At 58.3% G+C, this 24170-nt stretch carries 25 protein-coding genes; 19 read left to right on the plus strand and 6 right to left on the minus strand.

Annotated features, from left to right (window positions below; genetic code table 11):
- The first annotated feature begins 105 nt into the window (after positions 1-105).
- Genes AC2FJE_RS13700 through selD form a run of 7 tightly spaced genes read left to right on the plus strand, consistent with a single transcriptional unit; the run spans position 106 to position 8198 of the window.
- Positions 106-2976 (plus strand): monovalent cation/H+ antiporter subunit A, encoded by a 2871-nt coding sequence (locus tag AC2FJE_RS13700; protein WP_496754702.1) that lies wholly within the window; start codon positions 106-108, stop codon positions 2974-2976.
- Positions 2976-3335 carry a Na+/H+ antiporter subunit C gene (locus tag AC2FJE_RS13705; RefSeq protein ID WP_108860216.1) on the plus strand — a complete coding sequence of 120 codons (360 nt, stop codon included), beginning with the start codon at positions 2976-2978 and terminating at the stop codon, positions 3333-3335. The genes AC2FJE_RS13700 and AC2FJE_RS13705 overlap by 1 nt, the downstream gene beginning before the upstream one ends.
- Entirely contained in the window at positions 3332-4876 is a 1545-nt protein-coding gene (locus tag AC2FJE_RS13710; RefSeq protein WP_496754704.1) for a monovalent cation/H+ antiporter subunit D, read from the plus strand. The genes AC2FJE_RS13705 and AC2FJE_RS13710 overlap by 4 nt, the downstream gene beginning before the upstream one ends.
- Entirely contained in the window at positions 4873-5373 is a 501-nt protein-coding gene (locus AC2FJE_RS13715; RefSeq protein WP_496754706.1) for a Na+/H+ antiporter subunit E, read from the plus strand. The genes AC2FJE_RS13710 and AC2FJE_RS13715 overlap by 4 nt, the downstream gene beginning before the upstream one ends.
- Complete coding sequence (locus AC2FJE_RS13720) at positions 5370-5639, plus strand: K+/H+ antiporter subunit F (RefSeq protein ID WP_058274196.1); 270 nt, start codon at positions 5370-5372, stop codon at positions 5637-5639. The genes AC2FJE_RS13715 and AC2FJE_RS13720 overlap by 4 nt, the downstream gene beginning before the upstream one ends.
- A gap of 7 nt (positions 5640-5646) precedes the next feature.
- A complete protein-coding gene (locus AC2FJE_RS13725) occupies positions 5647-6033 on the plus strand; it encodes a Na+/H+ antiporter subunit G (protein ID WP_108860214.1) in 387 nt (128 codons plus the stop codon).
- Between the two features lie 5 nt (positions 6034-6038).
- Positions 6039-8198, plus strand: coding sequence for a selenide, water dikinase SelD (gene selD / locus AC2FJE_RS13730; protein ID WP_496761054.1), 2160 nt, complete (start codon positions 6039-6041; stop codon positions 8196-8198).
- Here selD and mnmH read toward each other — a convergent pair.
- The 3 genes from mnmH to AC2FJE_RS13745 form a co-directional block, all read right to left on the minus strand.
- A complete protein-coding gene (gene mnmH, locus AC2FJE_RS13735; protein WP_496754710.1) occupies positions 8189-9241 on the minus strand; it encodes a tRNA 2-selenouridine(34) synthase MnmH in 1053 nt (350 codons plus the stop codon). The genes selD and mnmH overlap by 10 nt on opposite strands.
- Positions 9242-9283: 42 nt before the next feature.
- Positions 9284-9949 (minus strand): SOS response-associated peptidase, encoded by a 666-nt coding sequence (locus AC2FJE_RS13740; protein WP_496761055.1) that lies wholly within the window; start codon positions 9947-9949, stop codon positions 9284-9286.
- A gap of 140 nt (positions 9950-10089) precedes the next feature.
- Complete coding sequence (locus AC2FJE_RS13745; protein ID WP_496697051.1) at positions 10090-11667, minus strand: bifunctional metallophosphatase/5'-nucleotidase; 1578 nt, start codon at positions 11665-11667, stop codon at positions 10090-10092.
- Positions 11668-11775: 108 nt separating this feature from the next.
- Here AC2FJE_RS13745 and AC2FJE_RS13750 point away from each other — a divergent pair, with 108 nt between their 5' ends.
- From AC2FJE_RS13750 to arsC, 4 genes are read left to right on the plus strand one after another with little or no spacing between them, the layout of a single operon-like run.
- The gene (locus AC2FJE_RS13750; RefSeq protein WP_496761056.1) at positions 11776-12114 is read left to right on the plus strand and encodes a DUF952 domain-containing protein; all 339 of its coding nucleotides are present in this window, start codon (positions 11776-11778) and stop codon (positions 12112-12114) included.
- Complete coding sequence (locus AC2FJE_RS13755) at positions 12111-12542, plus strand: DUF1330 domain-containing protein (protein ID WP_496761057.1); 432 nt, start codon at positions 12111-12113, stop codon at positions 12540-12542. The genes AC2FJE_RS13750 and AC2FJE_RS13755 overlap by 4 nt, the downstream gene beginning before the upstream one ends.
- Positions 12539-13597: a quinone-dependent dihydroorotate dehydrogenase gene (locus AC2FJE_RS13760; RefSeq protein ID WP_496761058.1), complete on the plus strand. Its 1059-nt coding sequence runs from the start codon at positions 12539-12541 to the stop codon at positions 13595-13597. The genes AC2FJE_RS13755 and AC2FJE_RS13760 overlap by 4 nt, the downstream gene beginning before the upstream one ends.
- A complete protein-coding gene (gene arsC, locus AC2FJE_RS13765) occupies positions 13594-13935 on the plus strand; it encodes an arsenate reductase (glutaredoxin) (RefSeq protein WP_496754721.1) in 342 nt (113 codons plus the stop codon). The genes AC2FJE_RS13760 and arsC overlap by 4 nt, the downstream gene beginning before the upstream one ends.
- Here the strand turns inward: arsC and AC2FJE_RS13770 are convergent.
- From AC2FJE_RS13770 to AC2FJE_RS13780, 3 genes are read right to left on the minus strand one after another with little or no spacing between them, the layout of a single operon-like run.
- The gene (locus AC2FJE_RS13770; protein ID WP_496754723.1) at positions 13932-15248 is read right to left on the minus strand and encodes an MATE family efflux transporter; all 1317 of its coding nucleotides are present in this window, start codon (positions 15246-15248) and stop codon (positions 13932-13934) included. The genes arsC and AC2FJE_RS13770 overlap by 4 nt on opposite strands.
- 6 nt (positions 15249-15254) lie before the next feature.
- Positions 15255-15773: a PaaI family thioesterase gene (locus AC2FJE_RS13775; protein WP_282169191.1), complete on the minus strand. Its 519-nt coding sequence runs from the start codon at positions 15771-15773 to the stop codon at positions 15255-15257.
- Entirely contained in the window at positions 15773-16192 is a 420-nt protein-coding gene (locus tag AC2FJE_RS13780; RefSeq protein ID WP_108860423.1) for a PaaI family thioesterase, read from the minus strand. The genes AC2FJE_RS13775 and AC2FJE_RS13780 overlap by 1 nt, the downstream gene beginning before the upstream one ends.
- A gap of 117 nt (positions 16193-16309) precedes the next feature.
- Between AC2FJE_RS13780 and AC2FJE_RS13785 the strand changes: the two genes are divergently transcribed.
- From AC2FJE_RS13785 to AC2FJE_RS13820, 8 genes are all read left to right on the plus strand, one after another.
- Positions 16310-16678 (plus strand): MerR family transcriptional regulator, encoded by a 369-nt coding sequence (locus AC2FJE_RS13785; RefSeq protein WP_282169190.1) that lies wholly within the window; start codon positions 16310-16312, stop codon positions 16676-16678.
- 283 nt (positions 16679-16961) lie between these two features.
- Positions 16962-17363 (plus strand): MerR family transcriptional regulator, encoded by a 402-nt coding sequence (locus tag AC2FJE_RS13790; protein ID WP_058274210.1) that lies wholly within the window; start codon positions 16962-16964, stop codon positions 17361-17363.
- A gap of 49 nt (positions 17364-17412) precedes the next feature.
- Positions 17413-19194, plus strand: coding sequence for an acyl-CoA dehydrogenase C-terminal domain-containing protein (locus tag AC2FJE_RS13795; protein ID WP_058274211.1), 1782 nt, complete (start codon positions 17413-17415; stop codon positions 19192-19194).
- Positions 19195-19248: 54 nt separating this feature from the next.
- Positions 19249-19461, plus strand: a complete 213-nt coding sequence (locus AC2FJE_RS13800) for a hypothetical protein (RefSeq protein ID WP_058274212.1) — start codon at positions 19249-19251, stop codon at positions 19459-19461.
- Between the two features lie 135 nt (positions 19462-19596).
- Positions 19597-20235 (plus strand): glutathione S-transferase family protein, encoded by a 639-nt coding sequence (locus AC2FJE_RS13805; protein ID WP_282153756.1) that lies wholly within the window; start codon positions 19597-19599, stop codon positions 20233-20235.
- Between the two features lie 11 nt (positions 20236-20246).
- Entirely contained in the window at positions 20247-21458 is a 1212-nt protein-coding gene (locus AC2FJE_RS13810; RefSeq protein WP_058275809.1) for an acetyl-CoA C-acetyltransferase, read from the plus strand.
- Positions 21458-21946: a cupin domain-containing protein gene (locus AC2FJE_RS13815; protein ID WP_170560902.1), complete on the plus strand. Its 489-nt coding sequence runs from the start codon at positions 21458-21460 to the stop codon at positions 21944-21946. Before AC2FJE_RS13810 ends, AC2FJE_RS13815 begins: the two co-directional genes overlap by 1 nt.
- On the plus strand, positions 21939-24140 hold the full coding sequence (locus tag AC2FJE_RS13820) for a 3-hydroxyacyl-CoA dehydrogenase NAD-binding domain-containing protein (RefSeq protein WP_496754725.1): 2202 nt from the start codon (positions 21939-21941) through the stop codon (positions 24138-24140). The genes AC2FJE_RS13815 and AC2FJE_RS13820 overlap by 8 nt, the downstream gene beginning before the upstream one ends.
- Positions 24141-24170 lie beyond the last annotated feature (30 nt).

Genomic DNA, 24170 nt, shown 5'->3' on the forward strand with positions numbered 1-24170 from the left:
CCTCGCTGTGTTGGCGCGCGGCAAATGAGTTGTATTAGCTGGACAGTAAGAAAATTATCCTTACAAAATCAGTACTACTTGACCGCCCAGAACGGAGTATCGCACTTGTCCCTATTCCTCATCGCGGCCCTTCCTTTTCTCGGCGCTGTTTTTCCAGCTCTTCTGATCAGGGCAGGACGAAATGCAGCTGCTTCTGCTGCTGGGTTGACCACATTTCTGGCGCTGATGGGTCTGTTGATCCACATCCCGTCTGTGATGCGAGGCGACGTTGTAACTGCGCGGTTCGAGTGGATACCTGCCCTTGGGTTGAACGCGAATTTCATGCTGGATGGGTTGGGTTTCCTGTTTGCTCTGCTGATCCTTGGGATCGGGTTGCTGATCATCCTGTACGCACGGTTCTACCTGTCGCGCGAGGACCCGATGGGGCAGTTCTACACCTATCTTCTGCTGTTTCAGGGCGCGATGGTCGGGATTGTTCTGTCCGACAACATACTGCTTTTGCTTATCTTTTGGGAACTCACATCGCTTAGTTCCTTCCTGTTGATCGGATATTGGAAACACCTGCCCGAAGGACGTCAAGGTGCGCGGATGGCGCTTGCAGTGACCGGCTCTGGCGGGTTGGCAATGATCGCCGGGATGCTGATCCTGGGCAATATCGTCGGGTCTTATGACCTAAGCGTAATTTTGCAGAACAAAGAGCTGATCCAGGCGTCACCCTATTACCTGCCCGCGTTGATCCTGATCCTGCTAGGTTGCTTTACCAAGTCGGCGCAATTCCCATTCCATTTCTGGCTGCCCCACGCCATGGCGGCCCCGACACCGGTCTCTGCCTACCTGCACTCGGCCACCATGGTGAAGGCCGGGTTGTTCCTGATGGCCCGGATGTGGCCCGTTTTGGCCGGCACCGACGCTTGGTTCTACATTGTTGCCACAACTGGACTTATCACCATGCTGATGGGCGCGGTGATCGCTCTGTTCAAGGATGACCTCAAGGCCCTTCTGGCGTTTTCGACCGTGTCGCATCTGGGGTTGGTCACCATGTTGCTGGGCTTTGGCACAAAGATCGCCGCCGTAGCCGCGATATTTCACATCATCAACCACGCCACGTTCAAGGCTGCGCTGTTCATGACCGCAGGGATCGTGGATCACGAAACTGGTACGCGGGATATCAAGCGGCTGGGTGGGTTACGCCACCTGATGCCGATCACCTTTACAATTGGCACAATCGCTGCACTGTCGATGGCGGGCATACCGCCCTTGAACGGGTTTCTGTCCAAGGAAATGATGCTGGAAGAGACCGTTCACACCACATGGCTGCACTCTCATTACCTTGTACCGGGTCTGGCATTGTTGGCGGCGCTGTTTTCAGCAGCCTATTCCTTCCGGTTTGTCAGCCACGTGTTCCTAGGTCCGGAGCGTCATGATTACCCGGCCCATCCGCATGATCCGCCAGTTGGTCTTTGGCTGGCTCCTGCCTTCCTTGCCGTGCTGGTGGTACTGATCGGACTGAACTCTGCCGCCATCGTGGGCCCATTGGTCGCTGTTGTATCCAGCGCGGTCATTGGCGGTGAGAAGTTGCCCTATTACTCGCTGAAACTGTGGCACGGCTTCACACCCGCCCTCTATATGTCCGTGGTCGCGACACTGGGCGGTCTGTTCCTGCTGAGCTTGCATCGGCATGAAGAGAGAATCTGGAATGCCCTGCCACGCCCCGAGGCCAAGGTGATCTTTGACACTGTGATCGGCGTGCTGACAAAACTCAGTCGGTTGATCACCGATACTTTGCATAACGGCGTCCTCAGCCGTTACGCGATCATTATGATCGGTTTCACCCTCGCGCTGGGTTATTATGCCTATACAACCGGCACGATTGGCCCCGAAACGCGAGAGGCGCTGCCCATTCAGATTATTCCGCTTATCGGATGGATCTGCCTTGTCGGTGCAACGCTGGCGATTATGTGGTTCCACCGCAATCGCCTGTTGTCGCTGGTGCTGATTGGTGTTGTCGGCCTGATCGTTTCGATGGCATTCAACTATCTGTCCGCCCCGGATCTGGCGCTGACGCAGATCTCGGTCGAAGTGGTCACGATGATCCTGCTGCTGCTGTCGCTGAATTTCCTGCCCACGGATACGCCCTGGGACAGCAGCGCCGCGCGCCGCTGGCGCGACGCGGCTATTTCAGTCGTGGCGGGCATTGGTTCGGGCGCGCTGATCTATGCGCTGCTGCTGCGGGATTTTGCCTTTCCGACGATTTCAGAATTCCATCTGGCGAATTCGTACAAAGGTGGTGGCGGCACCAATGTGGTCAACGTCATCCTCGTGGACTTCAGGGGCTTTGATACCTTTGGCGAAATCATCGTTCTGGGTATTGCCGCGCTTATCATCTTTGCCCTGACCGAGGCAGTTCTGGGCACCAATGTCCGCAGCTACCTGCTGAACCGGAAACCGCATTGGCCACAGTCGGGGGACTCGCATCCGTTGATGATGGTGGTCGTGACCCGAATGATGATGCCCATCGCGCTGATGGTCGGGGCTTATATCTTTTTCCGCGGCCACAATCAGCCGGGCGGAGGCTTCATCGCGGGCCTTGTCGTCGCGATCGCCTTCCTGATGCAATACATGGCCAGCGGTTATACTTGGGCCATCGAACGCCAGAGGTTCTACTACCATGGCTCCATCGGCTGGGGCGTGCTGATTGCCGCCGCTACTGGTCTGGGTGCGTGGTTTAACGATCGTCCGTTCCTGACCAGCGATTTTGGTTATATTCACTGGCCACCGCTGGAAGAGTTCGAATGGGCCACCGCCATCCTGTTCGACACCGGCGTCTTCCTGGCTGTTCTGGGGGCGGTGATGCTGGCGCTGGACAGCCTGTCCAGGTTCGCGTGGCAACCGGGCATGGCGCAGGAATTCCCGATGGATATCAACCCATTGCGGGATAATCCGCCGCAAGAAGAAGAAAACAAGGAGCAGGTCTGATGGAAGCGCTCGTAGCCTCTGCCGTTGGCGTCATGACTGCTGCCGGGATATTCCTGATCCTGCGCCGCCGGACCTTCCCTGTCATTCTGGGTCTGTCTCTGCTGACTTACGCCGTGAACGTGTTCCTGTTCGCAACGGGCCGATTGGCTTTGGACGCGCCTGCCGTTTTGAACAAATACAAAGAGGTGCCCTATACCGATCCGCTGCCGCAGGCTTTGGTGCTGACGGCCATCGTGATCTCGTTCGGAATGACCGCTGTGATTGTGATGATCGCACTCAGCGCCTACCTGTCCTCCAAGGATGACCATATCGACATGAACGCCCATGACAGCGTTGACGCGCCGGGAGAAGACGCATGAACCATTGGATCGTTGCTCCAATCGTCCTGCCCGCGATCCTGGCCCCGTTCATCATTATGGTCCTGCGCTTTCACCTGGACCTGCAGCGCATCTTTTCGGTCGCTGGGGTGGTGGCCCTAATTGGTATTGCCCTGACTATCACCGCACAGGCTGCAGGTGGCGATATTCAGGTCTATGAACTGGGCAACTGGCCTGCGCCCTTTGGCATCGTTCTGGTGTTGGACCGGCTATCGGCCATGATGGTGCTTCTGACTGCACTGTTGGCTTTGCCGATCGTGCTTTATGCTATCGCCTCAGGCTGGGACGACCGGGGCAAACATTTTCACGCCCTGTTCCACTTTCAACTGATGGGTGTCTGTGGCGCATTCCTGACCGGTGATGCCTTTAACCTGTTCGTGTTCTTCGAAGTTCTGTTGATCGCGTCCTATGGCCTGATGACGCATGGGGGCGGTGCAGTACGGCTGAAAGCCGGGGTGCAATATGTGGCCTATAACCTGCTGGGGTCCACCCTGTTCCTGTTTGCTTTAGGCACGCTTTATGCTGTGACCGGAACGTTGAACATGGCCGACTTGGCCGTGCGGGTGGCCGAATTGCCTGCAGATGACACCGCCCTGATGCGGGTTGGTGCGGTTTTACTGCTGCTGGTGTTTTGCATCAAGGCCGCTGTCTTGCCGCTGCACTTCTGGCTACCGGCGAGCTACGCCAGTGCACCCATGCCAGTGGCCGCCCTGTTTGCGATCATGACCAAGGTCGGCGCCTACTCGATACTGCGGATGTACACGCTGGGCTTCGGCCCAGAGGTTGAGGCTACGCAGGGCCTTGTTGGCGCTTGGTTACAACCCGCCGCTTTGGTGACGCTGGCTGTTGGTGCCATCGGTATTCTGGGCACACAGCATATTGCGCGTATGGTGGCGTTCTGTGCCATCACCTCGATGGGAACACTGCTGATCGCGATCTCGCTGTTCACGGAAACGGCCACAGCAGCGGCACTGTATTACGTGTATCATTCGACCCTGGCCACAGCGCTTATGTTCCTGGTTGCCGATCTGGTGATGGAACGCCGGGGCGGCGCGATTGCCCCAACTGCACCAATGCCGCAAACGGGTCTGATATCGGCTCTGTTCTTTGTGGGTGCAATTGCACTGGCGGGCATGCCGCCGCTATCGGGTTTTGTCGGCAAGTTGCTGGTGCTGGACGCCGCACGGGACGCACCGGATGCAAACGCCATCTGGGCCGTAATCCTGATCGGTTCCTTCGTCACCATTGTTGGCCTTGCCCGAGCGGGCTCGTTGATCTTCTGGAAAAGCCATGATGCCCAGCACAACACGGAAATGGACCCAGAAAACGAAGAAGAAACACCGCCCGCGCCTGCGCCCGAGCCCAACCCCGGGCTGGCTTTCACCGCCGTATGCGCAATGGCGATCGGTCTTGTGCTGCTGACTCTGTTTGCGGGACCTGCGCTGGAGTATACCAATAAAACGGCCGAGCAATTGTTCACACCTGAGAACTACATCGCAGCCGTATTGGGAGGCGACACATGATCAGACTTCTGCACCGAATATTTCCGCACCCGCATCTGACGTTCCTGCTGACCATCGTGTGGGTCCTGCTGGCCAATAACTTGACGCTGAATTCTCTGGTTTTTGGCCTGATCCTGGGCATCATCATTCCCTTCATCACACAGCCCTACTGGCCTGATCGCCCTAAGCTGCGCAACTGGCCCATGGTCGTTGAATACATCCTGGTTGTGCTTTGGGACATCGTGATCGCGAACATCACCGTTGCCCGGATTATCCTGTATAAACGCGACGCAGATCGTCAGCCGGCCTGGATCTCGATCCCGCTGGAATTGCGCACACCTGAAGCTATCACAGTGCTGGCGGGTACGATCACCATGACCCCCGGAACCGTCAGCAGCGATCTGTCCGCACAGGGGCATAATCTTCTGGTGCATTGTCTAGATGCCCCCGATCCTGATGCCGTGCGCGACCAGATCAAAAGCCGCTATGAGCGTCGCCTGAAGGAGATTTTCGAATGATCGACATTGCAATCGCCTTTGCATTCGCCTGCTTTGGCGCAGCCATCATGATGTGCCTTTGGCGGATCATTACCGCGGACGGCGTCGGCACCCGCGTTCTGGCGCTGGATACGATGGTCATCAACACGATCGCGCTGTTGATCCTCTATGGTCTGACTCTGGGAACCGAAGTGTTCTTCGAATCCGCCATGATCATCGCCATGCTGGGCTTTGTCTCAACGGTTGCCTACGCGCGCTTCATGCTGCGTGGCAATATCATCGAGTGAGGGTGGAATGGGTTTCATCGTAGAACTTCTGATCGCCTTCTTCCTGGTCATCTCAGGCATCTTCGGCTTTGTCGGGTCCTACGGTATGATCAAGCTGAAAGATCCTATGTCGCGCCTGCACGCACCCACTAAGGCGACGACCCTGGGCGTGGGTGGCGTGTTGCTGGCATCGATCTGCCACTCGGTTCTGATCGAACAGCACTTGTCGCTGCACGAGCTTCTGATCACTCTGTTCCTGTTCCTGACCGCGCCGATCACGGCCCTGTTCATTGCCAAATGGCACATTCACCGTCATGAAAAGCCCAGCGATCTGCCAGATGCGGGCGAGGATGAACTTTGGGCCACGCACGCTGTTGAGCAGGTCGAAGACGTCCCTGACCACAGCAAGTCCTGAGTTTGATGCACCACCCACCGCTGCCCTTAACCCGCGATCTGGTTCTAATTGGCGGGGGCCACACACATGCTTTGTTGCTGCGCAAGTGGGGCATGAACCCCCTGCCCGGCGCACGGGTGACGGTGATCAACCCCGGTCCCACGGCGCCATATTCGGGGATGCTGCCGGGCTTTGTCGCCGGGCACTACGCACGTCAGGACCTGAACATAGATCTGGTCAAACTAGCCCGCTTTGCCGGCGCGCGGATCATTCTGGGCGCGGTTTCCAGCATCGACCCAGACCGGCGCGAGGTTCATGTGCCAGACCGTCCTCCGGTGGCGTTTGACGTGGCTTCAGTCAATGTGGGGATTACATCGGACATGCCAGCCCTGCCCGGCTTTGACCAGCATGCCGTTCCCGCCAAACCGCTGGGTCCGTTTGCTGCCAGATGGGCAGAGTACCTGGAAGGATCAGGTGATGCCACGGTCGCGGTGATTGGCGGCGGGGTCGCCGGGGCTGAGCTTATCCTGGCTATGGCCTTTGCCTTGCGCACCAAGGGACGCACCGCGCACCTGACCTTGATTGACAGCGCACATGCCCTGACGGCGACCCACCCCAAGTCCGCGCAGACCATTCGCAAAGCGATGGCTGATCTGGGCATCGAAGTGATCGAACGGGCATCTGTTTCGCACATCGCTCAGGATCACGTCGCGCTAGAGGATGGCCGCCAAATCCCGGCCAGCTTTGTGACCGGCGCAGCCGGTGCAAAACCGTATGACTGGATCGCGAATACAGGGCTGGATCTTCAGGATGGCTTCATCCGCGTCAACGCTCAATTGCAGTCCAGCGACCCTGCCGTTTTTGCGGCGGGTGATTGCGCACATCTGACCGAAAACCCTCGCCCCAAAGCCGGAGTTTACGCAGTGCGCGAGGCACCCGTATTGTACCAAAACCTAAGGGCCGCCTTAGGGTCAGGTGCCATGCGGCGGTATGAGCCGCAAAAGGATTACCTCAAACTCATATCACTAGGCGGCAAGTCTGCATTGGGGGAGCGGCTGGGGACCTCGTTCAGCGGGCCGTTGATGTGGAAATGGAAAAACCACATCGACCAGAGTTTTATGGACAAGTTTCGCAACCTGCCGCAGATGAAGCCTCCGTCCTTGCCCCGCCATCACGCGGCCGGTTTGACCGAAGCCTTGGACGACAAACCCATGTGCGGCGGCTGCGGTGCCAAGGTCGGGCGCGGCGCGTTGCAATCCGCGCTTGCCGATCTGCCAGCCCCAGTTCGTGCGGATGTGACACCACTGCCCGGCGATGATGCTGCCCTGTTACAGACCGGGGGTGCCCGGCAGGTCATGACCTCGGACCATCTGCGCGGCTTAGTGGACGATCCCGCCTTAATGACTCGCATTGCAGCGGTTCACGCGCTCGGGGATATCTGGGCTATGGGAGCCCGCCCACAAGCCGCTACGGCAACGATCATCCTGCCCCGCATGTCGCCAACCCTTCAGCGTCGCACCATGGCCGAGATTATGACCACGGCCAGCGACGTCATCCGTGACGCCGGGGCCGAGATTGTCGGCGGCCACAGCTCGATGGGTGACGAGATGACGATCGGGTTCACCCTGACCGGTCTGTGCGACGCCGACCCGATCACACTGACCGGCGCCAGAATCGGGGATGCCCTGATCCTGACCAAACCGTTGGGCAGCGGCGTTCTGATGGCGGCAGAGATGGCCGGCGCAGCAAAAGGCGAATGGGTTGCGGCAGGCGTTGCACACATGGTGCAGCCACAAGGCCGGGCTTCGGAAGTATTGGCAGATGCACATGCGATGACCGATGTAACGGGATTTGGTCTGGCGGGGCACCTGCTGGGCATGACCGAGGCCTCGGGTTGTGGTGCCACCCTGGATTTGGAGGCAGTTCCGGTAATGGATGGCGCGCTGGAACTGGCCGCGCAGGGCATCCGGTCAACCTTATTCGAAGACAATCGCGCGATTACGCCCGAATTACCGACGGGCGGCAAAGCGGACCTGCTGTATGATCCTCAGACGGCCGGAGGCTTGCTGGCCGCGGTACCAGCAGATCAAGAGCAGATGATCTGCGAAGCTTTGCGCGAAGCGGGATATCCTGCCGTAATCATTGGGCACATGACCGATGCACCGGGGCTTCGGGTTCAAACCTGATCCAGGATGGCTTCGATCTGCGCTGCTGTTGCAGACAAGCCAGCATGATCCAACGCCGACGCATGGATGTTCGCGATAACGTCTGATCTGCGCACTCGGGCAGATTTGGCATATGCAGGATCATAGTGCTGCTCGATCAATGCCTGAGTCAGTGCGCGTTTGTCACCAGCGTCAATCATGTCCAGCCAACCGTCCACCACGTCATGCCCGCGGTGGAACCGCAGCGGGGAAAGGCGGTCGCGCAGGCGGTCAGAGTCCGACAGAACGTCATCATAGGCGGATACCAAGTAGTCCGAACGCGCCTGAACGGAGGCTGTTATCTGGATGCGCGGGGCTTGGCGCAAAGCCGCCCAAAGCGTCGGCGGCAGGATCAGAGACCCGATTTTGGACGACTCCGCCTCGACCACCACGGGGCGCGACATGTCCAGACGGCACAGCACAGACGATAGGGCAGACTCGAACGCCTTTTGGCTGGGTTGTCCACCGGGCATATCACCCAGCAAGGACCCACGGTGGTTGGCCAGCCCTTCCAGATCCAGAACCTGAACGCCGCGAGCAGCAAGATGCACTAATAGTTCGGTCTTCGCCGTGCCGGTATATCCGTCCAGCGCGATCAGGCGATGCGGCAGCGGGTCATCATAAAGATACCGCTTCACCAAGCGGCGATAGGTGCGATAGCCACCCTCGACCACTTCGGCGCGCCAGCCGATCTGTTGCAGCATCCATGTGAACGAGCCCGATCTTTGCCCACCGCGCCAGCAATACACCAAAGGTCGCCATGCTCCTTCATGATGGGACAGGCTGTTCTCGATGTGATTGGCCGCATTCCGAAACACCAGCGCGGCCCCCAGTTTGCGCGCCAAAAATGGGCTTTCCTGAACATAGATCGTGCCGACACGGGCGCGTTCCTCGTTGTCCAAAACGGGAAGGCTGGTGGCACCAGGCAGATGGTCCTCGGCAAATTCCGCCGGGCTGCGCACGTCGATCACCGTGTCAAATTCATGCGCATATAGATCGGGCAAACTGTCGAATTTCAGAACCATGTCAGAGGTCTATCCCGCAAAGCCGTGAATGAAAAGGCAGGGCTAAATTTCGATCGGTTCAATCAATTCCGGCCCGCTGGCGCGGTTCGAATTCACGGTCGGGCTGACGCGATGATAGCTGAGGACATCTTCGTCCCCCGGCTGCATCAGACGCGCGGCCCCCTTTCCGGCCTCCCCCAGCCACAGCGGCCAGTCATCGGGTTCCAGAATCAAAGGCATGCGATGATGGATCGCGCTGAGGTGACGGTTGGCCGGCGTCGTGACGATGGCGCAGGTGCCCTGCCGCGCATCTTCAGGCCCCCAATCCTGCCAAACACCGGCAAAGGCAATCGGTGCGTTGTCTTGACGGAAGATGTACCATGGCAACCTGTCGCCTTGTTCCGTCTTGGTCCATTCATAGAACCCCGTCGCGGCGATCAGGCAGCGGCGTTCGCGGCATGCAGCGCGAAAGGCGGGCTTTTCGGCAAGCGTTTCCGCCCGCGCGTTGATCAACAGAGGTCCTGCGTTTTCGCCCTTGTACCAATGGGGCAAAAAACCCCAGCGCAGCGGATCAAGCGTGCGCCCGTTTTCGCCCGCGCGCACCACATGCACCTGATTGGTCGGGCAGACGTTGAAATTCGGCACCGCTGGCAAAGTGTTAGCCGGGCGGGCCGAAAAAAGCTGCGCCATTGCATCGTTGGGAAGTGTTACGGCAAACCGTCCGCACATAGGCCTTGTCCCTTTTTCAGAAATTGTAGGTTAATGTCGCCCGCGCCGATACCGAGTGGAACACCATCAAGCCGTTTCTGACCATAAGACTGAAAAGGCCGCGTCAAACGCGGCCTTTTGGTTTGTTTATCGAAACAGATTTACTTCTGCTTGATCCGCCCATCCAGATAAGGCGTGTAGGGCGCGTTTTCGGCAAGATATTCTGCCGTTACATCGGCCAGATCGGGGCCAAAGTCATAGGCGTTTTTGTCGTCACCCGAGAACATCTTGTAGCCGTCACCGCCATTGCGGACGTAGTTGTTGGTGACCACCAGATAAGTCGCGGCCGGATCGATGGGAACAAACCCGTCTCCGTCGGCAACCATGACCTCAGCGATACGCCCTTCGTTCGGCGCAACGGCCGGGTCCCAGGTGAAGGTCAGGCCAGCAACCTGCGGAAAGCGGCCTTTGACCTCTTCCACCTGGCTGACGCCGTTTTCCAGCGCATCGATGACGCCCTGGCCGCTGATCTCGAAGGTCGACAGCGTGTTCTGGAACGGCAGCACGGTCAGCACTTCGCCCATGGTCACGTCGCCCGGATCGATCGAAGCCCGCAGACCGCCCGAGTTGGCAATCGCAATCTTAACGCCCTGATCCGCGACGCGTGCCAACATTGCGTCGGCCACAAGGTTGCCCATCTGGCATTCCTGAACACGGCAAATAGCGCGGTCGCCTTCGATGGCATCGGCAGAGTTTGCAACCACTTTGTTGCGGATTTCATCCAATGGCACGGCCAGCTCGGCAATACGATCCAAAGCGGCCTGATCCTCGGTGACTGTGTTGTCCATGATCAGCGGCTCGCCAGCAGCCTCGACCACGTTGCCGTCATCGTCAAAGGTCACATTCAGCTCACCCAGAAATTTGCCGTAGGCATAGGCCTGAACGATCTGCACGCCGTTTACCACGGTCGGGTACGGGCCGGCGGCCTTGTCCGAGGTGTTCGACAGGTATGTGTTCGAGTGGCCACCTACGATCACGTCAACTCCGGTGGTTTCCTGCGCAACGCGCTGATCCACACCGTAGCCCGAGTGGCTGAGAACGATGATCTTGTTGACGCCTTCACCGGTCAGCTTATCCACCTCAGCCTGAACCGCAGGCACCGGGTCCGAGAACGAGATATTCGGACCGGGCGAGGCAAGCTCATCAGTGTCGATAGGTGTCAGGCCGATCAGGCCGATCTTTTCGCCGCCAACTTCGATTACGGTCGATTTCTTGATCTTGTCGGTCAGCAACTCTTCGTCCGCAACATCCGCATTGGACATTAGAACCGGGAAATCGACCGAGTCGATAAAGCCGCGCAGAACCTCGGGGCCGTCGTCGAATTCGTGGTTACCCACCGTCATCGCGTTGTAGCCCAGCTTGTTCATGAACTCGGCCGCGACCTTGCCCTTGTAATAAGTATAGAACAGCGATCCCTGAAACTGGTCTCCGCCATCAACCAGAATCGAGTTTTCGGCACGGCCACGTGCCTCCTCGACTGCAGTGACCAAGCGCGCGGAACCGCCAAAGCACTTGCCTTCGGCATTGTCTTCATCACCGCAACCGCTGTCGTATTTGTTGATCGGCTCAAAACGCGAGTGGAAATCGTTGGTGTGCAGAATCGTCAGTTTGTACTCGGCAAATGCCATGCCTGCGGTCAGGCTGAGCACCGCAGCAGATGTCAAAAGACGGGTGAGCATAGTTTAACTCCCTATTGTTAATTGCGGAGATGTTGCGACGCGCAACGCCGAGAGTCAAAGGGGGAAATCCGGCTTGATTCTACCCGTGGCCCGGTGCATCACGACCGCATGCTGATTTACAAAATTTTTCGGGCCGATGAATGGGCCACGTTACAGGCACAAGGCGCATCAGACGGGGCGCCGATTGATGTCTCTGACGGATATGTTCATTTCTCGACTGCCAAGCAGGCGGCAGAAACAGCCGCCAAACATTTTGCCGGGGTCGAAGGGCTGACCCTGCTGGCGTGTGACGCCGATGCGATGGACGACGACCTGAAATGGGAGGTTTCGCGCGGTGGCGCGCTTTTCCCGCATCTTTATCGGCAGATCAAAATGACCGATGTTGTCTGGTCGCGCGCCCTGCCTTTTGATGGAACCGCTCACCAATTTCCCAAGGATATGGAATGACCAATTTTGTCGATCCGGACCGCGCCCAGTTTGAGGCCTTCAAGGACCTTGATCGGGACCACCCGATCGAGATGCTGAACTTGGTGAAGTTCCGCGACGCTGCTGAGTATCCCGCAGGGCACAAACTCGTGGATGCCGGGCTGACCGGCGCGCAGGCTTACGGCAAGTACGGCTCGGAAACCGCTCCGATCATAGCGCGCCTTGGCGCTTCGATCCTGTGGCGCGGCTTGTTTCAGACGACACTGATCGGCCCGCAAAACGAAAACTGGGACGCAGTTTTCATCGCTCGCTATCCCACAGCGCACGCGTTTCTGGAAATGGTGACGGACCCGGTTTACCAAATGGCCGTGGTGCACCGCCAAGCCGCCGTCGAAACCTCGCGCCTTATACGATGCGCCCCTACCGCTGGCGGAGAGGTATTCGGATGAAACTGGCTGAAAAACTGGGGCTGGCAGCCCTGCACCGCATGGATCCTGAGACAGCTCACGGATTATCGATCAAGGCGCTAAAGGCCGGATTGGCCCCTGCGCCGGGTCCAGTGACCTCCAGTCGGTTGCGCACCGAAGTGGCGGGATTGGACCTGCCGAATCCCGTTGGCCTGGCCGCAGGATTCGACAAGAATGGTGAGGTTCTTGCGCCTTTGTCCCGCGCAGGGTTCGGGTTTATTGAGGTCGGTGCCGTGACCCCGCGCCCGCAGCCTGGCAACCCGAAACCACGCCTGTTCCGCCTGACCCAGGACATGGCCGCCATCAACCGGTTCGGGTTCAACAACGAAGGCATGGAGGTCATGGCCCGCCGTCTGGCTGACCGCCCAAAGGACGCGGTGATTGGCCTGAACCTGGGTGCCAACAAAGACAGCGACGACCGCCCCGGCGATTTTGCCAAGGTCCTGGCCCATTGCGCCGCGCATCTGGATTTTGCCACGGTCAACGTCTCATCCCCGAATACGGAAAAACTGCGTGATCTTCAGGGCAAGGCGGCCCTGAGTGCGTTGCTAAGCGGCGTGATTGAGACGCGCAACGCACTGCCCCGCCCCTTGCCAATCTTCCTGAAGATTGCTCCGGATCTGACCGAAGGCGAATTGCAAGACATCGCCGATGTGGCCCGCGAAACCGGCGTGGATGCGGTGATTGCCACCAACACAACCCTGTCACGCGATGGTCTGCGCAGTGCCTACAAGGGTGAAGCAGGCGGTCTGTCCGGCGCACCGTTATTCCAGAAATCGACCCGCGTTCTGGCACGACTTAGCCAGTTGACCGACGGGCAAATCCCGTTGATTGGCGTTGGCGGGATCGGGACGGCAAAGCAGGCTTACGCCAAGATCTGCGCCGGGGCTTCGGCTTTGCAGTTCTATACGGCCATGGTCTATGGCGGCATTTCACTGGCCGCAGAAATAGCCGAAGGTCTGGATGAACTGCTGGCGCAAGACGGGTTCACTTCGGTCGCAGAGGCCGTTGGCAGCAAAAGAGAGGACTGGCTGTGATTGAATATTGGCATAACCCGCGCTGTTCAAAATCCCGCACAGGTCTGGCTTTGCTGGAAGAAAAAGGTGCGACCGTCAAGGTTCGCAAATATCTGGAGGTTGCGCCGTCGGCTGATGAGCTGCGCGCGGTGTTGTCCCAATTGGGAATTCCGGCCATCGAGATGATGCGGACAGGCGAAAAGCGGTTCAAGGAACTGGGCCTGTCAAAAACAACGCCCGATGATGACCTGATCCAGGCTATGGCGGAAAACCCCATCCTGATCGAGCGTCCTCTGGCCATTGTCGGCGACAAGGCCGCGATTGGTCGTCCGCCCGAAAACCTGCTGTCGCTGCTTTAAGCGATCTGCGCTTCCAGCTTGGGATAACGCCATCCCAATGTGACCCCGCGCACGATGTTCAGGACCATCAGCGCGGCCCAAAGCCCATGGTTGCCGAACGTCGGCACCAACAGGAACAGGGCCACTACATATATCGCGACGGACTGGATCATCGCCTGCCGCATGGCGCGCGTCCAGGTCGCCCCGATATAGATGCCGTCGAACATCCAGCTGGCTACGCCGATCACCGGCGCAAGGGCCGCCCAGAGCAGGAATTCGCGCGCGGCAATCCGTACTTCCGGTGAGGTTGACATCAGATCAATGAGGGATGGTCCGGTTAGAAAAAACACAAGACCCAGGGCAAACGCACCTCCGACGCCCCATTGCGACGCCATGATCGACGCGCGCCGTACCTGGGCCCGATCACGCGCGCCGACCGCACTGCCCACCAGCGCCTCGGCAGAGAAGGCGAAACCGTCCAAGGCAAAGGCTGTGATCTCAAGAAATTGCAGCAGCACCTGATTTGCCGCCAGATTGACGTCCCCCAGATCGGAACCAACAAACAAAAAAGTGGTAAATGCACCGGTCAAAAGCACCGAACGCACCATGATGTCGCCGTTCACCTGCATCATTCGGCGCAGACGCACGGGGTCAAAGATCCTGGGCCAATCGCGCCACTGATTTCCAGCGAAAGCGTCGTGGCACAACCAGAGACCAAGCGCCAACCCGGTCCATTCGGCGATCAGCGTCGCGATGGCGACACCTTCGACGCCCCAGCCAAGGCCAAGAACAAACCAGAGATCCAGAACGATGTTCAGCCCGTTCATCCAGATCTGCAAAACGAACACACCCTTGGTGCGCTCTACCGCGATCAGCCAACCTGTCACGGCAAAAAGCGCGATCGTAGCCGGAGCTCCCCAGATACGGATCTCCAGATAGGCGCGGGTCAGCGACTCGACCTCGGGACTGGCTGGAGACAGGGCGAACGCCCCCCAGAACAACCAGACCTGCGTCAGTATAAAGAACAGACCCGCCGCGCCGCCCAGCAACAGCCCGCGCATCAGCAAGGCTCCGGTTTCCGCCGTGTCCCCTGCACCACGTGCCTGGGCAGCAAGACCGGTTGTCCCCATACGCAGGAACCCGAACACCCAGTAGATGGTCGCTAGAATAACGGCTCCCATGCCGACCGCACCGATTGGGGCCGCCTGACCCAACTGCCCCACGACACCAGTATCCACCGCCCCCAGAATTGGCACCGTCGCATTGGACAATACGATCGGCGCTGCAATCCGGAGCACCCGCTTATGCGTAATGGGTGCCGAAGCGTCCTGCATAGCTTTCTATTTTCCGTCGGTAGTGGGCCGCGGCATCAGGAAATGCCCCGAAGCCTGTGCAAAGAGCTTCGCGTGATTGTCCTGCCAGGCCTCGACCCTGACAGAGGCATAGCGACGCCCGGCCCGACTGATGAACGCGCGCGCATAAGCATCACGCGGCAGGCCTGACCGCAGATAGTCGACGGTGAAATCGACGGTCTTTGGAAAACGTACTTTTTCGTAGTCGGCGATATCACTGGCATTCAGTTCCCCGCTTTCGATCTTGGGCAGCAAGAACTCCCAACTCAGCGTGATAACGGCCGTGACTTCTAGAAACGCCGCCGTGACGCCCCCATGCAACGCGGGCAGTAACGGATTACCGATCAGTTTCTGGTCGAAGTTCAAAACACCAGTCAGTTCATCACCGCGGCGATCAAAGCCGATGTCGAGGAACCGAATGTAGGGCACACCATCGACAATCGCGTTCAGCGCCGCATCCCGGCGTTGTTTTACGACCTGGACGGGTTCCGGGCGAGTACGCGCCATTACAGACCCTCCACCGTGAATGACCCTGCCGCTGTGGCCACCGGAAGACCATCGTCTTCGTCCATCGCCGTCGCGCGCACAAAGGCGACATTCCGTGTGATGTGGTAGCATGTCGCCTGGGTCGTTATCGTCTGTCCCGGTGTTGCCGCCCGCATATAGTCGATCCTCAGGTCAATTGTCGCCGTACCCCCTGGGGCCGACGGATGGCTCATGACGGCGGCACCACAACAGGTATCCAATGCGGCAAAAACAGCGCCGCCATGAATCACCCCGGTGCGCGGATCGCCAACAAGCTCTTTGCTGTACGGCATTGTAATACCCGCTTCGCCATTTCCGATTGAGGTCAGCTTCAGACCCAACGCCCTTGCATGCGGGATCGCCTCGATGAACTGGCGCGCAATTGCGGCTTTGTCGACCATGTACTTGAATCCGTTCTTTTGGTTTATCCCTTTATGAGCCCGTGTCCGCCAAAAGAGCAAGCCCGCCGGTTGCGCTTGCCGCTGACAGAACATAGGCTGCGCCAGAGGAGATCAGGAATGTCCGACAACCGTTTGTCATTCAAAGAGATGTGCGCCGAGTACGATGTGACTCCACGTACCCTGCGCTACTATGAGTACATCGAATTGCTGCAACCCGATCGGGAAGGCAGATCGCGATATTATGGTCCGCGGGAATGCGCACGCATGACTTTGATCCTGCGCGGCCGCAAATATGGGTTTTCGCTGGAAGATATCCGGCAGTGGCTGCTGATCTATGAAAATGAAGGCAACGAGATCCAAATGCGTGCATTTGTCGACGTCGCGGATAAGCAGATCGTCGAACTGAACCAGCAAAAACAGCAATTGGACGAGGCAATTGTTGCCCTGACCGAGATGCGCGACCAGACTGCCAAATCGCTCGAGTGATTCCGTTGGCGCACCATCGCGCACTCAAAAAATGAAGCGACTCTCGCACACTTCGGCCATGCCTTAAGGTGTGTTGGGTCGCTCTGCGGGAATTGGCACCCACAAATTCCGTTACGTTAATTCCGAAAAAGTCGGAAATCCGCGACTTGACGCGCGCGGAAGTTACGTAAACTTCTGTTGTGACGCAGCGTTCACATTACGTGAACGTCATCTACATGTTGTAACGTGCGCATCGACTGCGCAACTGACTTTCATTGACGCCAGTGACGAGAGTGCTGAAACCATGACCGAAGATCTGATGACCATCCGAGAAATGTGCGAGACATATGATGTCACGCCCCGCACGTTGCGGTTTTACGAGGCCAAAGAGCTTTTGTTTCCGATCCGTGAAGGTCAGAAACGGCTGTTCACCAAAAGTGATCGTGCCCGCCTGAAACTGATCCTGCGCGGTAAGCGCTTTGGGTTCAGCCTGGAAGAAATTCGCCAGCTTCTGGACCTTTACCATGTCGGCGACCAACAGATGACTCAGATATCACGCACCTATGAAATTGCGTGCGAGCGTCTGGAAGACATGGAAGCGCGCCGTGAGGAACTGACCCAGGCGATCGACGATCTGAAAGAACAGTTGCGCTGGGGCGAGAAAGTCATCGCCTCGGTCAAACAAGACAAAAAGGCTGCCGAGTAACCCCCTCGCCTGCCTATCACCCGGACATATGAATTAAAGGGAGCTTCACATGCCCGTCTACAACGCGCCAACCAAAGATACGCAGTTCATTCTGCACGACGTACTGAAAATCTCGGACTCCGACGTTCCGGGGTACAACGAGCTTGAAGCCGAATTCACAGGCGCCGTTCTGGAAGAAGCAGGCAAAGTGGCCACCAATGTTCTGCACCCGCTGAACGTGGTTGGGGACACCGAAGGATGCCGGTTGGAAAACGGTATCGTATACACGCCCACCGGGTTCAAAGACGCCTTTGAGCAGATGAAAGAAGGTGGCTGGACTGGCCTCGACATGCCGGAAGAGTATGGCGGTCAGAATATGCCATACGTCCTGGGCACCGCCGTTGGCGAGATGTTCTCGGCTGCGAACCAGGCATTCGTGATGTATCAGGGCCTGACGCACGGCGCGGCGTCAGCGATCCTGGCGCACGGAACCGACGAACAGAAAGACAAATACCTGCCCAATATGGTCAGCTGCGAATGGACCGGCACCATGAACCTGACGGAACCGCATTGTGGCACCGATCTGGGCCTGATGCGCACCAAGGCAGAACCGCAAAGCGACGGCAGCTATAAGATTTCGGGCCAAAAGATTTTTATCTCGTCCGGCGATCACGACATGGCTGACAACATCATCCACCTGGTGTTGGCCAAGATCCCCGGCGGCCCCGAAGGCATCAAGGGCGTCTCCCTGTTCATCGTGCCTAAATTCATCGTCAATGAAGATGGTACGCCGGGCGAGCGTAACGGTGTCTCGGTCGGCAAGATCGAAGAGAAGATGGGTATCCACGGCAACTCGACCTGCGTCATGAATTATGATGAAGCCACCGGCTGGCTGCTGGGCGAAGAGCATAAAGGCATGCGTGCCATGTTCACCATGATGAACGAAGCGCGTCTGGGTGTAGGCATGCAGGGTCTGTCGCAGGCAGAGGCCGCGTACCAGAATGCCGTCGAATACGCCAAGGACCGCCTGCAGGGCCGTGATGTAACTGGTGTAAAGAACCCGGACGGTCCCGCCGATCCGCTGATCGTGCACCCGGACATCCGCCGCAACCTGATGGATCAGAAAAGCTTCACCGAAGGTGCGCGTGCGTTCATCCTTTGGGGTGCGACCATGATCGACAAGGCGCATCGGTCTAACGACAAAGATGCGGACGGGCTGATCTCGCTGCTGACACCGGTCATCAAAGGCTTTTTGACCGATCAGGGCTATGACATGACCGTTCAGGCACAGCAGGTCTATGGCGGTCATGGCTACATCGAAGAATGGGGCATGTCGCAATACACCCGCGACGCACGCATCGCGATGATCTACGAAGGCGCCAACGGCGTTCAGGCGTTGGACCTTGTCGGTCGTAAGCTGGCGCAAGACGGCGGCAAGCACGTCATGGCGTTCTTCGACATGGTCAAGACATTCTGCAAAGACAACGCTGGTAAAGACGAAGCCTATGACAAGGCCTTCATCGAACCGCTGAAGGCTGCGTCCAAAGACCTGCAGGCCGCCGGCATGTACTTCATGCAGGAAGGCATGAAGAACCCCAACAATGCTCTGTCCGGTTCTTATGACTTCATGCACATGTTTGGACATGTTTGCCTGGGCTTGATGTGGGCGCAGATGGCCAAAGCCGCGCAAGATGCGCTGGATGGCGGCGCGTCGGACAAGGAGTTCTACGAGACCAAGATCAACACCGGCCGTTTCTACATGGCGCGCCGCCTGCCTGCTACAGGCATGCATCTGGCACGCATCCAGACGGGCGCGGACACGGTCATGGCTCTGGACGCGGCGAACTTCTGATCTCAGTCTGGGTCCGGGCGATATTGCCCGGACCCAGCTTACCGGAGGAACCACATGCCAAAGCGTTTTCGACTAACCCGCCGCTTTCCCGTCGCAATGACCGAAGACGGGTATCGCAAGCTCAAAGCGTTCGCGCGTGATGCTGGATTGGACGAAGGAGAGGCGCTGTCGTTTCTGTTCGAGAATTTCAACAGCGTGATCAACGAGGACAACCTTACCCATCGCCTGCGAATCTTCAATTCCGAGTTGGATGACCGCAAGCGTTAAACACTACAGCCACCTTCACTCAGGTGGGCGTGTTTTCAGCAAGACAATGCCCTTTGGCGCACAGCCAAGCGGATCGTCTTTCTCGAAATACGCGAGTTTCGACTTCGCACCGTACGCCTTGGGAGGGGCGATCGCATGACAATCGAACTTCATTGCTTCGGAGAAAGCGGAAACAGCTACAAGGCTGCCTTAGCCCTGGAAATGTCCGGGCTGGACTGGGAGCCGGTTTTTGTAGACTTCTTCAAAGGCGTGACACGTACTCCCGAATACCGCGCCGAAGTCAATGAAATGGGCGAAGCGCCCGTGCTGGTCGATGGCGATTTCCGAACCAGCCAATCGGGTGCCATTCAGGCCTATGTGACTGAGAAATCCGGCAAGTTCGGCGGCAAGAACCGGGATGAGAACTACGACGTTCTTCGCTGGGTGCTGTGGGACAATCACAAGCTCAGCTCAATGGCTGGCTTGACCCGTTTCCTGATCAACTTTCTGCCGGAACAGCACCGAAATCCTGATGTAATTGCCTTCAATCAAGGTCGCCTCAAAGCGGCTTATGACGTTCTGAACACTCATCTTGAAGGTCGCGATTGGATTGTTGGTAATGACGTCACGAATGCCGATCTCAGCTGCTGCAGCTATCTGTACTATCCTGAACCATTCGGCTTTGACCGCGCCGACTGGCCGCATATCGACGCCTGGCTGACCCGCTTGTCGGAACAGCCAGGCTGGAAACACCCCTATGACCTGATGCCCGGCAAACCGTCGGATCGAGCTTAAGGAGAGACCCCATGACCGAAGCTTATATTTATGACGCCCTGCGCACACCGCGCGGCAAGGGCCGCAAGGATGGCAGCCTGCACGAGGTAACCTCGGTACGCCTGTCCGCCCTGACCCTGAATGCGATGAAAGAGCGCAACAATCTGGAAGGCCACGCCGTTGAGGACGTGATCTGGGGCAACGTCACGCAGGTGATGGAACAAGGCGGCTGTCTGGCACGTTCCGCGGTTCTGGCCTCGGATCTTGATCAGTCGATCCCCGGTCTGGCGATCAACCGTTTCTGTGCGTCCGGCATGGAAGCTGTGAACCTGGCGGCAAACCAGGTCAAAGGCGGCGCTGGCCAGGCGTACATCGCAGGTGGCGTGGAAATGATGGGACGCGTTGCCATGGGCAGCGACGGCGCAGCGATTGCCGTTGATCCCTCGCTGGCGATGGACACCTATTTCGTGCCACAGGGAATCTCGGCCGATATCATCGCGACCGAATATGGCTTTAGCCGTGATGACGCAGACGCGTTGGCGATGGAATCGCAACGCCGAGCCGCGGAAGCATGGGCAGACAACCGCTTTGAGAAATCGGTTATCACAATCAAGGATCAGAACGGCCTGACCATTCTGGACCGCGACGAATACATGCGCCCCGGCACTGACATGCAAAGCCTTGGCGGCCTGAACCCGGCCTTCCAGATGATGGGCGAACAGATGCCCGGCTTCGACAAGGTGGCCATGCTGAAATACCCGCATCTGGAAAAGATCAACCACATCCACCACGCGGGCAACAGCTCGGGCATCGTGGACGGTGCTGCGGCGGTTCTCATCGGCAACAAGGAATTCGGTGAGAAATACGGCCTCAAGCCACGTGCCCGCATCAAAGCGACTGCCAAGATTGGCACCGATCCGACCATCATGCTGACTGGCCCGGTACCGGTGACCGAGAAGATTCTGGCCGACAACGGAATGAAGATCAGTGATCTGGACCTGTTCGAAGTGAACGAAGCTTTTGCCTCAGTCGTTCTGCGGTTCCAGCAGGCGTTTGATGTCGACCCCGGTTTGGTCAACGTCAACGGCGGTTCGATCGCCATGGGCCACCCGCTGGGCGCAACCGGTGCGATGATCATCGGCACTCTGCTGGATGAACTGGAGCGTCAGGACAAGGAAACCGGTCTGGCCACGCTCTGCATTGCATCCGGTATGGGTGCAGCGACGATCATCGAGCGCGTCTGATGCCCAAGCTGGATCTCTCTCAGATCCCGTTTCAGGGTGGCTCGGCCTATCCCGGCAAACTGGCCGAGGCGACCGCAGGTCGTTTCGTCCAGCGTGTGGGCGATGCAGGCGGGCTGTCCCAATACGGGGTCAACATCGTGCGGTTGGAACCGCAAGGCATGTCTTCGCTGCGCCATTACCACATGGAGCAGGACGAATTTGCCATCATGCTCAGCGGCACCTGCGTGCTGATCGATGACGATGGTGAGCATGAGATGCAGCCCGGCGATTGCGCCGCTTGGCCCGCAGGTGAGGCCAACGGCCACCACCTTGTGAACAAAACCGATGCGCCCGCGACCTTTCTGGTGGTGGGCACACGGACCCCGACCGAGACCGGCTATTACAGCGACATAGACATGATGGTGAAGGATGATGAGAACGGATTCGCCTTCACCCGCAAAGATGGCAGCCCGCTGACGGCTGACCAGATTGGAGATGACAATGACTGATTTCACTCTGAGCAAAGACGCAGACGGCGTCGCCATTATTACCTGGGACGTGCCCGGGAAAACCATGAACGTGATGTCCTTTGACGGGCTGGCGCAACTGAGCGATCTGGTCGATCAGGCGCTGGCTGATGAAGACGTCAAAGGGATCGTTATCACATCCGGTAAGGAAGGCTCCTTTGCAGGCGGCATGGACCTGAACCTGCTGGCCGTGATGAAGGAACAGGCGGGCGACAACCCGGCAAAAGGCTTGTTCGAGGGCACGATGCAGATGCACGCCCTACTGCGCAAGATCGAGATGGCGGGCATGGACCCCAAGACCAAGAAGGGCGGCAAGCCGATTGCGACCGTTCTGCCCGGCACTGCCGCAGGCATTGGCATGGAACTGCCGCTGTCTACGCATCGCATATTTGCGGCCGAAAACCCCAAGGCCAAATATGGCCTGCCCGAGATCATGGTCGGCATCTTCCCCGGCGCGGGCGGCACCACCCGGATGGTCCGCAAGGTTGGCGCGATTGCCGCCGCTCCGCTGCTGCTGGAAGGCAAAATGCTGGACGTCAAGAAAGCCAAGGGCGCGGGTTATATTGACGAGATCGCAGCCGACCCAATGGCCGCAGCCAAGGAATGGGTGCTGAACGCCAAGGACGCGGATATCGTCAAACCCTGGGATGCGAAGGGCTATAAGATGCCCGGCGGTGCCCCCTACCACCCAGCCGGTTTCATGAACTTTGTCGGCGCGTCGGCGATGGTGAACGGCAAAACCCAAGGCGCCTTCCCTGCGGCTAAGGCTCTGCTGAGTGCAGTTTACGAAGGCGCACTGGTCGATTTCGACACCGCGCTGAAGATCGAAGCGCGCTGGTTTACATCTGTTTTGATGAACCCGTCGTCGGGTGCGATGATCCGGTCGCTGTTCCTGAACAAGGAAGCGTTGGAAAAAGGCGCTGTGCGTCCGGCGGGCGTACCCGATCAGCGGGTCAAGAAGATCGGCGTTCTGGGCGCGGGCATGATGGGTGCCGGTATCGCGCTGGTCTCAGCTCAGGCCGGTATGGAAGTGGTTCTGATCGACCGTGACCAAGAGGCCGCGGATAAAGGCAAGGCCTACACCGAGAGCTACCTGGACAAGGGTATGAAGCGCGGCAAGGTCACCGCTGAGAAGAAAGAGGCCATGCTGGGTCGCATCACCGCAACCCCGGATCTAGACAACCTCAAAGGCTGCGATCTGATCATCGAAGCCGTGTTCGAGGATGTGGGCGTCAAGGCCGAGATGACCAAGAAGGTCGAGGCGATCATTCCCGAGGATTGCATTTTTGCGTCGAACACTTCGACCCTGCCGATCAGCGATCTGGCCAAGGCGTCGGTGCGTCCGGATCAGTTCATCGGCATCCACTTCTTCTCGCCAGTCGAGAAGATGTTCCTGGTCGAGATCATCAAAGGCAAGGAAACCGGTGATCGCGCAGTGGCCAAGGCGCTGGACTATGTCCGCCAGATCCGCAAGACGCCGATCGTGGTCAACGACGCACGCTTCTTCTATGCCAACCGCTGCATCATTCCCTACATCAACGAAGGTTTGCGCATGATCACCGAGGGCGTCAGCCCTGTGCTGATTGACAACGCCGCGCGTCAGTTGGGCTTCCCCGTTGGGCCGATCCAGCTGAACGATGAAACCTCGATTGATCTGGGCGCCAAGATTGCTCGCGCCACCAAAGCCGCGATGGGCGATGCCTATCCGGAAAACCCGGGCGATGATCTGATCTTCTGGATGGAAGAACAGGGCCGTCTGGGCCGCAAGGCAAACGCGGGCTTCTTCGACTATGACGAAAAAGGCAAGCGTACCGAGTACTGGATGGGTCTGCAGGAGAAATACCCGCATGCCGAGGACCAGCCTGACCTGATCGAAGTGCAAGAACGACTGATGTTCGCGCAGGTTCTGGAAGCGGTCCGCGCGCTGGAAGAAGGCGTTCTGGAGGACATCCGCGAAGGCGACGTGGGTGCGATCCTTGGCTGGGGCTTTGCACCATGGTCGGGTGGTCCGCTCAGCTGGCTGGACATCATTGGCACGCCCTACGCCGCCGAGCGTTGCGACCAGTTGACGGCACAGTATGGTGAACGTTTCGCCTGCCCGCCGCTGCTGCGTGAGATGGCTGAGAAAGGCCAGAGCTTCTATGGTCGCTTTGACCCCGAAGCAAAAGCTGCCTAAAAAATAGACGCTGGTGCGGGTTACCGCGCC

It is taken from the genome of Ruegeria sp. CDSC002 (genome assembly GCF_059610905.1).

What these genes read in the sequence shown, in the direction of transcription:
- AC2FJE_RS13705 (WP_108860216.1), top strand. Translation starts at nt 2,976, where the DNA reads ATGGAAGCGCTCGTAGCCTCTGCCGTTGGCGTCATGACTGCTGCCGGG.
- AC2FJE_RS13710 (WP_496754704.1), top strand. Translation starts at nt 3,332, where the DNA reads ATGAACCATTGGATCGTTGCTCCAATCGTCCTGCCCGCGATCCTGGCC.
- AC2FJE_RS13715 (WP_496754706.1), top strand. Translation starts at nt 4,873, where the DNA reads ATGATCAGACTTCTGCACCGAATATTTCCGCACCCGCATCTGACGTTC.
- AC2FJE_RS13720 (WP_058274196.1), top strand. Translation starts at nt 5,370, where the DNA reads ATGATCGACATTGCAATCGCCTTTGCATTCGCCTGCTTTGGCGCAGCC.
- AC2FJE_RS13725 (WP_108860214.1), top strand. Translation starts at nt 5,647, where the DNA reads ATGGGTTTCATCGTAGAACTTCTGATCGCCTTCTTCCTGGTCATCTCA.
- selD (WP_496761054.1), top strand. Translation starts at nt 6,039, where the DNA reads ATGCACCACCCACCGCTGCCCTTAACCCGCGATCTGGTTCTAATTGGC.
- mnmH (WP_496754710.1), bottom strand. Translation starts at nt 9,241, where the DNA reads ATGGTTCTGAAATTCGACAGTTTGCCCGATCTATATGCGCATGAATTT.
- AC2FJE_RS13740 (WP_496761055.1), bottom strand. Translation starts at nt 9,949, where the DNA reads ATGTGCGGACGGTTTGCCGTAACACTTCCCAACGATGCAATGGCGCAG.
- AC2FJE_RS13745 (WP_496697051.1), bottom strand. Translation starts at nt 11,667, where the DNA reads ATGCTCACCCGTCTTTTGACATCTGCTGCGGTGCTCAGCCTGACCGCA.
- AC2FJE_RS13750 (WP_496761056.1), top strand. Translation starts at nt 11,776, where the DNA reads ATGCTGATTTACAAAATTTTTCGGGCCGATGAATGGGCCACGTTACAG.
- AC2FJE_RS13755 (WP_496761057.1), top strand. Translation starts at nt 12,111, where the DNA reads ATGACCAATTTTGTCGATCCGGACCGCGCCCAGTTTGAGGCCTTCAAG.
- AC2FJE_RS13760 (WP_496761058.1), top strand. Translation starts at nt 12,539, where the DNA reads ATGAAACTGGCTGAAAAACTGGGGCTGGCAGCCCTGCACCGCATGGAT.
- AC2FJE_RS13770 (WP_496754723.1), bottom strand. Translation starts at nt 15,248, where the DNA reads ATGCAGGACGCTTCGGCACCCATTACGCATAAGCGGGTGCTCCGGATT.
- AC2FJE_RS13775 (WP_282169191.1), bottom strand. Translation starts at nt 15,773, where the DNA reads ATGGCGCGTACTCGCCCGGAACCCGTCCAGGTCGTAAAACAACGCCGG.
- AC2FJE_RS13780 (WP_108860423.1), bottom strand. Translation starts at nt 16,192, where the DNA reads ATGGTCGACAAAGCCGCAATTGCGCGCCAGTTCATCGAGGCGATCCCG.
- AC2FJE_RS13785 (WP_282169190.1), top strand. Translation starts at nt 16,310, where the DNA reads ATGTCCGACAACCGTTTGTCATTCAAAGAGATGTGCGCCGAGTACGAT.
- AC2FJE_RS13790 (WP_058274210.1), top strand. Translation starts at nt 16,962, where the DNA reads ATGACCGAAGATCTGATGACCATCCGAGAAATGTGCGAGACATATGAT.
- AC2FJE_RS13795 (WP_058274211.1), top strand. Translation starts at nt 17,413, where the DNA reads ATGCCCGTCTACAACGCGCCAACCAAAGATACGCAGTTCATTCTGCAC.
- AC2FJE_RS13800 (WP_058274212.1), top strand. Translation starts at nt 19,249, where the DNA reads ATGCCAAAGCGTTTTCGACTAACCCGCCGCTTTCCCGTCGCAATGACC.
- AC2FJE_RS13805 (WP_282153756.1), top strand. Translation starts at nt 19,597, where the DNA reads ATGACAATCGAACTTCATTGCTTCGGAGAAAGCGGAAACAGCTACAAG.
- AC2FJE_RS13810 (WP_058275809.1), top strand. Translation starts at nt 20,247, where the DNA reads ATGACCGAAGCTTATATTTATGACGCCCTGCGCACACCGCGCGGCAAG.
- AC2FJE_RS13815 (WP_170560902.1), top strand. Translation starts at nt 21,458, where the DNA reads ATGCCCAAGCTGGATCTCTCTCAGATCCCGTTTCAGGGTGGCTCGGCC.
- AC2FJE_RS13820 (WP_496754725.1), top strand. Translation starts at nt 21,939, where the DNA reads ATGACTGATTTCACTCTGAGCAAAGACGCAGACGGCGTCGCCATTATT.